10 protein-coding genes are annotated in these 11,396 nt (G+C 73.2%); 3 read left to right on the top strand and 7 right to left on the bottom strand.

All coding sequences use genetic code 11. The annotated features are described in order from the left end of the window. Window positions 1–15: 15 nt before the first annotated feature. From aroA to ACFVGW_RS12150, 3 genes are all read left to right on the top strand, one after another. Complete coding sequence (gene aroA / locus ACFVGW_RS12160) at window positions 16–1,323, top strand: 3-phosphoshikimate 1-carboxyvinyltransferase (RefSeq protein ID WP_385851888.1); 1,308 nt, start codon at window positions 16–18, stop codon at window positions 1,321–1,323. A 33-nt stretch (window positions 1,324–1,356) separates the two neighbouring features. Further along, window positions 1,357–2,541 carry a chorismate synthase gene (gene aroC / locus ACFVGW_RS12155; RefSeq protein WP_385851887.1) on the top strand — a complete coding sequence of 395 codons (1,185 nt, stop codon included), beginning with the start codon at window positions 1,357–1,359 and terminating at the stop codon, window positions 2,539–2,541. Window positions 2,542–2,833: 292 nt separating this feature from the next. After that, a complete protein-coding gene (locus ACFVGW_RS12150) occupies window positions 2,834–4,123 on the top strand; it encodes an IS701 family transposase (RefSeq protein ID WP_383223785.1) in 1,290 nt (429 codons plus the stop codon). Here ACFVGW_RS12150 and ACFVGW_RS12145 read toward each other — a convergent pair. From ACFVGW_RS12145 to ACFVGW_RS12115, 7 genes are all read right to left on the bottom strand, one after another. After that, window positions 4,072–6,114 (bottom strand): helix-turn-helix domain-containing protein, encoded by a 2,043-nt coding sequence (locus tag ACFVGW_RS12145; protein ID WP_385851886.1) that lies wholly within the window; start codon window positions 6,112–6,114, stop codon window positions 4,072–4,074. The two genes, ACFVGW_RS12150 and ACFVGW_RS12145, sit on opposite strands and share 52 nt — an antisense overlap. Before the next feature lie 76 nt (window positions 6,115–6,190). After that, on the bottom strand, window positions 6,191–6,964 hold the full coding sequence (locus tag ACFVGW_RS12140) for a BTAD domain-containing putative transcriptional regulator (RefSeq protein ID WP_385851885.1): 774 nt from the start codon (window positions 6,962–6,964) through the stop codon (window positions 6,191–6,193). A gap of 159 nt (window positions 6,965–7,123) precedes the next feature. Beyond that, a complete protein-coding gene (locus tag ACFVGW_RS12135; protein ID WP_385851884.1) occupies window positions 7,124–8,296 on the bottom strand; it encodes a lactate 2-monooxygenase in 1,173 nt (390 codons plus the stop codon). 60 nt (window positions 8,297–8,356) lie between these two features. After that, a complete protein-coding gene (gene crcB / locus ACFVGW_RS12130; RefSeq protein WP_385851883.1) occupies window positions 8,357–8,710 on the bottom strand; it encodes a fluoride efflux transporter CrcB in 354 nt (117 codons plus the stop codon). Further along, window positions 8,707–9,117, bottom strand: coding sequence for a CrcB family protein (locus ACFVGW_RS12125; RefSeq protein WP_385851882.1), 411 nt, complete (start codon window positions 9,115–9,117; stop codon window positions 8,707–8,709). Before ACFVGW_RS12125 ends, crcB begins: the two co-directional genes overlap by 4 nt. Window positions 9,118–9,186: 69 nt before the next feature. Then, window positions 9,187–9,654, bottom strand: a complete 468-nt coding sequence (locus ACFVGW_RS12120; protein ID WP_385851881.1) for a DUF1772 domain-containing protein — start codon at window positions 9,652–9,654, stop codon at window positions 9,187–9,189. Window positions 9,655–9,699: 45 nt separating this feature from the next. Further along, window positions 9,700–11,259 (bottom strand): von Willebrand factor type A domain-containing protein, encoded by a 1,560-nt coding sequence (locus tag ACFVGW_RS12115; RefSeq protein WP_385851880.1) that lies wholly within the window; start codon window positions 11,257–11,259, stop codon window positions 9,700–9,702. Window positions 11,260–11,396 lie beyond the last annotated feature (137 nt).

Genomic DNA, 11,396 nt, shown 5'->3' with positions numbered 1-11,396 from the left:
TCGCAAAGGACAGCCATGACCATCGCCGTACCGGCGACCCCCGCCCTGAACGCCCGGATACCGGGGTCGAAGTCGCTCACCAACAGGGCGCTGCTGCTCGCGGCCGCCGCCGATTCGACGAGCGCCCTCGGCGCCCCGCTGGTGAGCGACGACACCACGGCCTTCCGCGAGGCACTCCGCGGGCTGGGCGTCCGTATCGACTCCTCCGACGACGACGGCGTCTGGAACGTGACCGGCCTGGGCCAGGGCCCGGTCGGCGCGGGAACCGCCTGGTGCGCGGACGCCGGTACGGCGGCCCGCTTCCTGCCGCCCTTCGCCGCGACCGGCCACGGCGACTTCGGCTTCGAGGGCTCCGACCAGCTCACCGCGCGCCCCGTGGCCCCCCTCGCCGACGCCCTGCGGCGGCTGGGGGCCGAGGTCACCACCGGGCCCGGCGGGCGCCTGCCGCTGCGGGTGCGCGCGCAGGGGCTCGACGGCGGCGCGCTGACCGTGGACTCCACGCTCAGCAGCCAGTTCCTGACCGGGCTGCTGATGGCGGGCCCGCTGATGCGCCGCACACTGACGCTGACCGTGCCGGAGCTCGTCAGCCGACCGTACATCGACATGACGATCGCCCTGATGCGGCGCTTCGGCGCCGAGGTGGACGAGGCCGCGCCCGGTGAGTTCACCGTCCGGCCGACGGGCTACCGCGGGGCCGATCTGCCGATCGAGCCCGACGCCTCCACGGCGTCGTACGTCTTCGCCGCCGCGGCGGTCACCGGGACGAGCGTGCGCGTGCCCGGTCTCGGCCGGGGCAGCCTCCAGGGCGACCTGCGCTTCACCGAGGTCCTCGCCCGCACCGGCGCCCGGGTGGAGACCACCGACGAGGCGACGACCGTGACCGGCACCGGGGTGTTCAAGGGCGGGTTCACGGTCGACATGGGCGAGATCTCGGACACCTTCATGACGCTCGCCGCGATCGCGCCCCTCGCCGACGCCCCGATCACCGTCAACGGCATCGGGCACGCGCGCCTGAAGGAGTCGGACCGGATCGCCGCCGTCGAGGGCAACCTGCGCGCGCTCGGCATCCGGGCCGAGACCGGCCGCGACTGGATCACGGTCCACCCCGGCACCCCCGCGCCGGCGCGGATCGTCTGCCACCGCGACCACCGCATCGCGATGGCGTTCTCCGTCCTGGGTCTGCGGTCCGAGGGGATCACGCTCGACGACCCCGGCTGTGTGGCGAAGACCTTCCCCGGCTTCCACGAGGAGCTGCACCGGCTCTTCCCCCGCCACTCCGTACCGACGGCCGGCCGGCACCTCCCGGCCGCAGAAGGGATCTGAGGAAGACATGGCCCACGTGGAAGGGAAGCTCCGTTGAGCAGGTTGCGCTGGCTGACAGCCGGAGAGTCGCACGGTCCCGCGCTGGTCGCGACGCTGGAGGGTCTTCCCGCCGGTGTCCCGGTCACCACGGAGCTGGTGGCGGACCACCTCGCGCGGCGGCGTCTCGGCCATGGGCGTGGCGCGCGGATGAAGTTCGAGCAGGACGAGGTCACGTTCCTGGGCGGTGTCCGGCACGGTCTCTCGCTGGGTTCGCCGGTCGCGGTGATGGTGGGGAACACGGAGTGGCCGAAGTGGGAGAAGGTGATGTCGGCCGATCCGGTCGACCCCTCCGAGCTCAAGGAGACCGGCCGCAACGCCCCGCTGACCCGGCCGCGTCCGGGTCACGCCGACCTCGCCGGGATGCAGAAGTACGGCTTTGACGAGGCCCGTCCGATCCTGGAGCGTGCTTCGGCGCGTGAGACCGCGGCCCGGGTCGCCCTCGGCGCCGTGGCCCGGTCGTTCCTGAAGGAGGCGGCGGGGATCGAGATCGTCTCGCATGTGGTGGAGCTGGCGGCGGCGAAGGCTCCGTACGGTGTCTACCCGACCCCCGCCGACGTCGAGAAGCTGGACGCCGATCCGGTGCGCTGCCTGGACGCGGACGCCTCGAAGGCGATGGTCGCGGAGATCGACCAGGCCCACAAGGACGGCGACACGCTCGGTGGTGTGGTCGAGGTCCTCGCCTACGGCGTGCCGGTCGGGCTGGGTTCGCACGTGCACTGGGACCGGCGGCTGGACGCACGGCTCGCCGCCGCGCTCATGGGGATTCAGGCGATCAAGGGTGTGGAGGTCGGTGACGGTTTCGAGCTGGCGCGGGTGCCGGGTTCGCAGGCCCATGACGAGATCGTGAACACCGAGGACGGTATCCGGCGTGCGTCGGGTCGTTCGGGCGGTACGGAGGGTGGGCTGACGACGGGTGAGCTGCTGCGGGTGCGGGCGGCGATGAAGCCGATCGCGACGGTGCCGCGTGCGCTGGCGACGGTCGACACGGCCACCGGTGAGGCCGCGGTCGCGCATCACCAGCGGTCCGACGTGTGTGCGGTGCCGGCCGCGGGGATCGTGGCCGAGGCGATGGTGGCGCTGGTCCTGGCGGACGCGGTCGTCGAGAAGTTCGGCGGCGACAGCGTGCCCGAGACCCGCCGCAACGTGCAGTCGTACCTCGACAACCTCCAGATCCGGTGACGGGCCGCCCGCTGGTCGCTCGGCGGGCCTTCGGCGGTGTGCGACCACGCACCCACCGGACCCTCGTGGTGGCCGGGCCACACCCCGCCGGAATCCGGTCAAAGCGCTGTCAAAGCCCTGTCGAAGCGCGGTCCGCCGTCGGGTCCGCCGGCTCGTCGGATGGCTGAATCACCAGTGGTCCGGCACGCACTGGCGACGGGAGGGGGGTGCCGTGGACACCTCGTCCGCGGGCCCCTCCCGGAGCGATCGTGGGAGGGCAGAAGAGCAGGTCGTCCCCCATGGTTGGAGTGTCGTGAACACAGCTGTCATCAGGCGACGAGACCCGGTCCGCCCGCTGCCGGTGCCTCGCCGGAACCGGCGCCTCACCGACCCGGCCATGGCCGACGACGCCGTCTCCGAACTCTGCGCCACGCTGTTCTCCTCCTTCCCGAGGAAGGACCAGCGGCAGCGCGGGGAGCAGTATCTGCGCGGGCTGCTCACCACCGAGGGACGCAAGACCGCGCGGAACATCGCGGCCCATCTGGGGGCGCCTGCCTCCGAGCAGACGCTGCATCACTTCATCGCCGACTCCACCTGGAACTGGCAGCCGCTGCGCGCCGCGCTGGCCGCCCATCTGGAGCGGAGGACTGCGGTCCAGGCCTGGGTGGTGCGCCAGATGTCGATCCCCAAGACCGGTGAGCACTCGGTCGGTGTCGACCGGGGGTTCGCCCCGCACCAGCGCCAGACGTTCCGCGGGCAGCAGGCCTTCGGGGTGTGGATGGCCTCGCCGGAGCTGAGCGCGCCCGTCGACTGGCGCCTGGTCCTGCCGGACCAGTGGGTGCACGACCACAGGCTGCGCGACCGGGCGGGCGTTCCGGCGGAGGCGGGGGCCGAGAGCCCGGAGGAGTGCGCCGTCGCGGTCGCCCTGGAGGCCGCTCGCCGCTGGGGGCCGCGCAGACCGGTCCTGATCGATCTGCGGGACGGTGACGTGTCGGCGGCGGTGGCTCCGCTCGCGGCGGCCGGTGTCCCCTTCCTCCTCCGGATCAGCGGCACCCAGCGGCTGTCCGTCGCGGACCGTGCCATGCCGGGCTTCCGGGGCGGTCCGCTGCCGGCTCAGCGGATCCTGCAGCTGGTCAAGGGGGTTCGCCGGCCGGTGCCGTGGCAGGACACGGCCGCCGGACTCGCCCCGCGCACCTCGCTCGCCGCGATGGTCCCGGTGGCGCTGTCGGATCCTTACGGGGCGACGCGCGGACTGTCCCTGCTCGGTGAGTGGGACGACCCGTCGCGTCCGCCGTCCGCGTTGTGGCTCACAGGCATGACGCAGCCGGGCCCCGGTCCGCTGTTGCGCCTCACCAAGCTCACCCGTCGCGTGGACACGGACTTCGTGGGCGTCGGCGAGGAGACCGGGCTACGGGACTACGTGGGCCGTTCCTTCCGCGGCTGGCACCGGCACATGACGCTGGCCTCCGCCGCGCACGCGGCCGTCGTGCTGTCCGGGGGTGGCTACGAGGGCGGCTCCGGGGACGGCTCCGGGGAGGGGTTCCGCGGTGGCTACGACGGTGACTCCGAGAGGGGGCGCCCGGCCGAACTCGCGTCCGCCTGAGCGTGGGTGGTGTCGGCGGCGTCCGCCCGGGCCCGCGTGGCGTGCCTCGCGTCCGCGGCGTCGGCGGCCGTCCGGCGCTGTCTGCGCAGTACCTCGCGGGAGCGGTGCAGCCGCAGCGCGAGCTGCACCTCCAGTGTTCTCCCCGGCTGTTGCCACGCGTCACCGAGGAGGTCGGTGACGCGGTCGAGCCGCCGGGACACCGTGTTGGGGTGGACGTTCAGCACCTCGGCCGCGCCCGCCTGGCTGCAGCCCGAGGCGAAGTACGACTCCAGGGTGCCGGTCAGGTCGGTGAGCCGCTCGCGGTCGTGGTCGAGGACCGGGCCGATCGCGGACCGGATGTAGCCGTCCACGTCGTGGTCGTCGGAGAGCAGCAGGCCGAGGAAGCCGAGGTCCTTGGCGGAGGCGGTGCCGCCCGCGCCGTCGAGCGCGGTCAGCGCGTCCAGGCAGCGCACGGCCTCCGTGTGCATCCGGCCGATGTCGGCGGCGCCCCGGCCAGGTCCGGCCGCGCCCACCGACACCGGGTGGCCCAGCAGCGGTGGCAGCTGGCCGGCCACGGCGCGGGCCGCGGCCGAGGCGTCCGTTCCGGGCAGCAGGAGCACGATGTTGCCGCTGTGGACCGTCTTGAGCCCGGTCATCCGGTGGGCGTAGGAGGAGGCCCACACCACGGCCCGGCCCTGTTCGCCGCCCTCGGGATGGACGACGAGCAGGACGTGGGGCGTCTCGAGGTCGATGCCGAGGCGGCGCGCACGCTGGACGAGGTAGTGCGTCTGGTGCCCGGCGCCGTTGCCGGCCGCGAGGAGTTCGTCGAACAGGTCGTCGCGTACGGGTCCTTCGGCGACGGCCGTGCTGCGCCGCAGGAGGAGCTGGATCGCGAAGGTCTGCGCGGTGAGCTGGAGCAGCCCCTCGTCCTCCCCAACCAGCGCCGTGGTCGGGCGCAGCACCAGCACGCCCAGGTCTTCCGCGCCCGCCGTGACGGGGGCGACCCAGGTGCCCCGGGCGGTGACGACGGGCCGCAGATGGGCGTGGGCGTCCAGGGCCGCCTCGGCCACGGCCTGCTCGTCCGGTTCGCCGAGGTCGCCGCTGGTGGCGAGCGGCCGCCCGGCCGGGTCCCGGAGCTGCAGCGCCGAGTCCAGCGCGTCGCCGGCCGCCTTCGCCACGGCGGTGAGGTCGGCGCCCGCGAGGAGCAGGCCGAGGATGTGGCTGTGGGCCTCGTTGAGCTGTTGCAGTCTGACCAGGCTCGTACGGGTGCGGAAGCCGTCCAGTTCGAGCCGGCCGACCTCGCCCCTGGCCTGTTCGAAGCTGCCGGCCCGCTCGATGGCGACGGCGGCGAGCGCCGCCAGGGAGCAGACGAGTCCTATCTCGTCCGGGCTGAAGTGGCGTACGGAGCGCGCGGCGCCGTAGAGCACCCCGACGATCTGGTCGCCGTTGCACATCGGCACGGCCATCATGGCGTGCAGTCCCTCGGCCCGTACGACCTCGTCGGCTCTCTCGTCGTGCGCGAGCGTGTCGTCGTCGAGGTAGTCGGCCGTCCACAGCGGTGCCCTGGCCGCGAGGGTGGGGTGCCCCAGGCCGTAGGGGGCGGTGATCGTGTGGCCGGTGGCGAGCGCGGTGGTCGAGCCGTCGGAGACGTAGACGCGCAGGTCGCCCTCCGGCTCCAGGAGGGCGATGGACGTCATGTCGAAGTTGAGGAGCCGCTTGACCCTCCGGGTGACCACCTGGAGCAGGGACTCCACGTCGTGGGGGGACGTCAGGTCCCGCGCGGTGTCCACGAGGTCGGCCAGGCCGTCCTCGCGCTGGCGGCGCTGCCCCTGCCAGGCCTGTACGCCACGGGCCAGTTGCACGGCACGTTCCAGGCGGGCGAGCTCCTGATCCGTGGCGCCGTCGCGCCGGGCTCGCTGCAGCACCTCGTCGAACCGGCCCGACGGAGCCTGCTCGGCGAGGAGTTCGAGGACGGCCATCAGGCCGGAGTCATGGCTGCGTGAAACCGTCATGATGTGGGAGCCCCCAGCCCGTCGTGCGCGTTTCGCCCGTTATCGGTCCGAAACTAGTTCGACGGTGATCTTCCGGTCAACTGGCGACGGGGAGGCGGCGACGGGCGGGGAGCGGGTGGCGCGTCGCGTGCAGCACGCTCCCGACGCGAACCCTCGCGGCCGCCTCCAGATACGGCCGCACCGCACGCCCGCGGTCGGCGCCGCGTTCCAGCTCCGTCACCATCGCCTCGTACCGGGAGGGCGAGTTGCGGAACCGGGAGAGGAAGACGGACAGGCCGGTGTAGAGGTCGTGCCGGCGGCCGAGCCTGCGCTGCGCCTCGACCCACTGGTCGAGGGCCCGCAGCCGCGACTGTTCGAGGCGGGCGATGTGGGCCCGCAGATGGGGTCCGGTCACCACTCCGGTGAACGCGTCGGCCGTCCACAGCTCCAGGGCCTCGCCGAGCCGTTCGGCCGCCGTCCCGTAGTCCTCCAGCTCCATGGCCCGGTAGCCCGCGCCGGCCGAGCGCTGGAAGACGCGCAGGTCCGAGGTGCCGCCTCCGGTGGCGAGCCGGTAGCCCCCGGACAGGGTGACGAGGACGTCCCGCGCGGTGGCGCGTCCGGCCGCGGCGGGCGCGCCCGCCGCCTCCTCCCGGCGGAGGCCCAGCGCGGCGTCGATCAGCTCGCGCAGCCGCCGGACGTGGGTCTCGATCATCTCCCCCGCGTACTGCGGCGGGCCCTGCGGCCAGAGCTCCTGCGTCAGGACGGCCGTCGGCACGATGTGGTCGGCATGGGCCGCGAGCAGTGCGAGCAGCTGACGGGCCGGTGCCTCGGCGGGGACGATGGGTGTCCCGCTCTCCTGGACTGTGAGCAAGCCCAGCACCTTCAGATCCATAGCGCCCCCTCCATGGTTCACGTCCTGGCACCATAAGATAATAATGACCACTTCTTTTTTAGGGAAGATAAATCTTGACGCCAAGGAAGCACTCGGCGAACAGAAGTGGTCAGCTGTGAGCAGGCGGCACCGCGCGGCTCAGACGCCGCGCGTGTCGGCCTCCGACAGGTCGGCCCGCGTCAGGGTGCGGGGGGTCGCGTGGCCCGACAGGGCCAGGGTGAGGTCGAGTTCGGCCAGCAGACAGCGGATCACATGGTCCACGCCCGGACCGCCGTCGAGGGCGAGACCGTACGCGTAGGGACGGCCGACGAGCACACCGGAGGCGCCCAGCGCCAGGGCCTTGGCGATGTCGGCGCCCGTGCGCACGCCGCTGTCGAAGAGGACCGTCAGCCGGTCGGCCACCGCGTCCGCCACGGCGGGCAGGGCGTCGGCGGCGGCGATCGCGCCGGCGACCTGGCGGCCTCCGTGGTTGGAGACGACGACGCCGTCCATGCCGGCGTCGGCCGCGGCGCGCGCGTCGTCGGGGTGCAGGACGCCCTTCAGGACGATCGGGCCGTCCCAGTTCTCACGCAGGAACGCCAGGTCCGGCCAGGTCTTGCCGGGGTCCGCGAACATCGACACGAAGTGCATGACGGCCGCGTTCGGGTCCTCCTCGACCGGCTTGGCCAGACCCGCCCGGAACGCCGGGTCGGAGAAGTAGTTGGCGGTCCCGACCCCGTGCAGGAACGGCAGATACGCCTGGTCCAGATCGCGCGGCCGCCAGGAGAGCAACGGGGTGTCGAGGGTGACCACGAGGGCCGTGTAGCCCGCCGCCGCGGCCCTGCGCAGGAACGAACGGGCGACCTCGACGTCCTTCGGCCAGTACAGCTGGAACCACCGCTCCCCCTCCCCCATCGCCTCCGCCACCTGCTCCATCGGCGTGCTGGAGGCGGAGGAGAGGATGTACGGGATCCCGCGCGCCGCCGCCGCGCGGGCCGCGGCGGGCTCGGCGTCGGGATGCAGGATCGACAGGACGCCGACGGGCGCCAGGGCGACGGGTGCGGGCAGCGTACGGCCGAACAGCTCGACGGACAGGTCCCGTTCGCGCACGTCACGCAGCATGCGCGGGACGATCCGGTGGCGTTCGAGCGCCGCCCTGTTGGCCCGCGCCGTCGAGCCGTCGCCCGCGCTGCCGGCGACGTAGCCGACCGGGCCGGGGCCGAGCCGGGCGGTGGCCAGCTCCTCCAGGCGCGTCAGATCCGTCGGGAGCCGGGGAACCGTGCCGGTCAGCCCGTTCAGATAGATCTCGTACTGGAAGTCCGCCCAGCTCATGTGCGGGTACCGCCCCTCGGAGGTCGTCGTGGGAGCACCTTGCCACCGGAGTGCGGCTCCTCACCAGGCCCCTGCGGCCTCCACTCCCAGCCACACGGCTCCGAGCCCGGCCGCCAGGCTCCCCGCCACGTTCGCCGCCGCGTACCCCTTCGCCCCGCTCTCGTACAGCTTCAACGTCTCGTAGGAGAACGTGGAGTACGTCGTGAGGGCCCCGCACAGGCCCGTGGCGAGGAGCAGCCGGGCGTGGGCCGAGGAGACGCCGGTGAGCAGGCCGAGGACGAAGGAGCCGACCACGTTGACCGTGAAGGTGCCCCAGGGGAAGACGGAGTCGCGGCGCGCCCGCAGGGCACGGTCGGTGAGGTACCGCAGGGGCGCGCCGACGACCGCGCCGGCGACGACGAGCAGCCAGTTCACCGGAGCCTCCGCGCCAGAGCGCCACGGGTCGCCGCGGTCGCGGCCCACACGGCGGCCAGCGCCGTGACCACCGTGCCCCCCAGGTACGCCACGCCACGGACGGCGTCCCCCCTGCCCAGCAGCTGCTGGGCGTCGAGGGCGTAGGTGGAGAAGGTGGTGAAGCCGCCGAGGATCCCCGTCCCGAGGAAGGGCCGCAGGAGCCGATGGGGCGCGGTGGCGGCCTCGGTGAGCAGGACCATCAGGACGCCGATCGCCGCGCAGCCGGTCGCGTTGACGGTGAAGGTGGTCCAGGGGAACGCGCCGGCCGGGGTGGGCCACGCGAGCGACGCGCCGTAGCGGGCCGCCGAGCCGATGGCCCCGCCGGCGGCCACGACCCCGACGACCGGCAGCTCTCCGCGGAGGTTCATGGTGGCCAGGCTATGCGTCCCGCGCGACGGGACCGGTCACGGCCTGCCCGGGGAGGACTCCGGCCGGGTTCAGTTGAGGGTGGCCGCGATCAGCAGCCCGAACGCGGCGAGGATCAGCACCGTGCGGATCAGATGGAAGCTGTTCCAGCGCTTCTCGAAGGCCGCCCGGACGGCGGACGCGGGCTCGCCCGTGCGCTCCGAGGCGGCCAGCGCGTTGTTGAGGGGGACGTTGCCCGCGACGGTGACCAGGTGGTTCAGGGACGCGCAGACGAGGCCGGCCAGGATCAGCCACCGCTGGGTGTCGGAGCGGTCGTCGACCGCCACGAGGAACGCGGCCAGCGGGAAGGCGACGACACCCAGGAACACGACCAGGAACACCGCCTTGGGAACGTACTCGTTGATCCGCCGCATGGCGTCGACGAACGTGACGTCGTCGAGCCTCGCCAGCGCGGGCATGATCCCGGTCAGGAAGATCAGCATGAACCCGGCGTAGAGGCCGGTGGAGGCGACGGCGAGGGCGAGCAACGTGGTGGCCATGGGGCCATCATGGCCGGATCCCCGCCCTCGCGCAGGGCTTATGGATCAGCCGCTGTACGGATCACCCGATTCCGCGCCGGCCTCCCGGCCGAGCAGCTTGTCCGCCTGCCGGATCGCGTCGGTCAGCTCCCTCACCACCTTCGAGCCCGACCGGTCGGCGATCGCCCCGGAGCGCTCGGCGAGCACCGAGAGCCGGGGCGCGCCCGGCAGTTCGCCGCCCCGCAGCCGGTCGGCGAAGTAGGCGGCGACGGCGGTCAGTTGCAGGCTGTCGTGTCCCGGCGCCCAGAGCGATCCGGTGAGCGCGCTCGTGGTGACGCTCCCGGAGTTCTCGTGGGGCGCGCGGCTCTTCGGTTCGAGCCAGCGGACCGTGGCCGTGGCCAGCCGGCCCGTGCGGCCGGGCCGGGTCTTCACGGCGTACAGCGCGGTGACGGTGTGGCCCGCGCCGACCTCGCCGCCGTCGACCCGGTCGTTGCGGAAGTCCTCGTCGGCGACGTCCCGGTTCTCGTAGCCGATGAGCCGGAACCGCTCGACGGTCTCCGGGTCGAAGGCGACCTGCGCCTTGGCGTCGCGGGCGCGCAGCTCGACGTTGGTGGGCAGCTGGTCCACGAAGACCTTCCGGGCCTGCTCGGTCGTGGAGACGTACGTGGTGTTCCCGTCGCCCTTGTCGGCGAGCTGCTCCATGAACGCGTCGCCGTACTCGCTGCCGACGCCGACCCCGAAGAGGGTGATGCCGTACTCCCGGCGCTCCTCGTCGATCCGGTTCAGGATCGACTGCGCCTGGGTGTCACCGGTGTTGGCGAGGGCGTCGGAGAGCAGGACGACCCGGTTGGTGGCGCCCTCGCGGTGCCCCTGGACGGCGACGTCGTACCCGGTCCGCACGCCCGCCCCCACGTTGGTCGAGGCGGCGGTCGCCAGCTCGTCGACGATGCCGTGGATGCGCTCGCGCTGTCCCTTGACCCGGGTCATGGGGAGCCGGGTCTCGGCCTCGTCGCTGAAGGTGACCAGGGCCACGGAGTCGTCGTCGCGCAGCTCGTCGGTGAGGATGCCGAGGGACTTCTTGACCAGGTCGAGGCGGCCGGGCTCGGCCATCGAACCGGAGATGTCGACGACGAAGGTGAGGGCGGCGGGCGGGCGTTCGCCCTGCCGCTCCGCGGCCGCGGTGGCGAGCCCGACCCGGACGAGCGACCAGCCCTCGTCGTCGGTCCTGGCACCGTCGACGGTCACGCTGAACCCGTCGCCCTCGGGGCGCGGATAGTCCGGGCGGAAGCTGTTGACGAACTCCTCCGGCCGTACGGACGCCGGGGTGGGCAGCCGGCCCTCGGCGAGGGTGCGGCGGGCGTACCCGTACGAGGCGGTGTCCACGTCCAGGGCGAACGTGGAGAGGTAGTCGGCGGACGGGCGGGCGGACCGCTGCTCGCCCTCGGGGGCGTCCTCGCGGCCCGCGTCCGGCCGGGGCGCCTCGAACCCGGGCGCGTCCGGCGCGTGGTTGCCGCCGCCCTCCCGGCTCGACGTCCGGTCGTGGTTCTCGCCGGCCCCACAGCCCGTCAGGGCCAGTCCGGCGGCCAGGATCCCGGCCGCCAGCCGCGCGCGGTGTCGTCGGTTCACGTCATCTCCCCCTCGGTGTCCGTCACTTGTGAATGTGACGTCCGAGAGGCCGTGCGGGAGCAGACGAAGGAGTTGCGGATGGATCTCGATGCGGCAACGGAGACCGTGCCGGACGCGCGTGGCATGGACTCGCCAGT

This window comes from Streptomyces sp. NPDC127129 (assembly GCF_042671585.1).
GTDB lineage: Bacteria > Actinomycetota > Actinomycetes > Streptomycetales > Streptomycetaceae > Streptomyces.
This window is presented reverse-complemented; position numbering and strand designations above follow the sequence as displayed.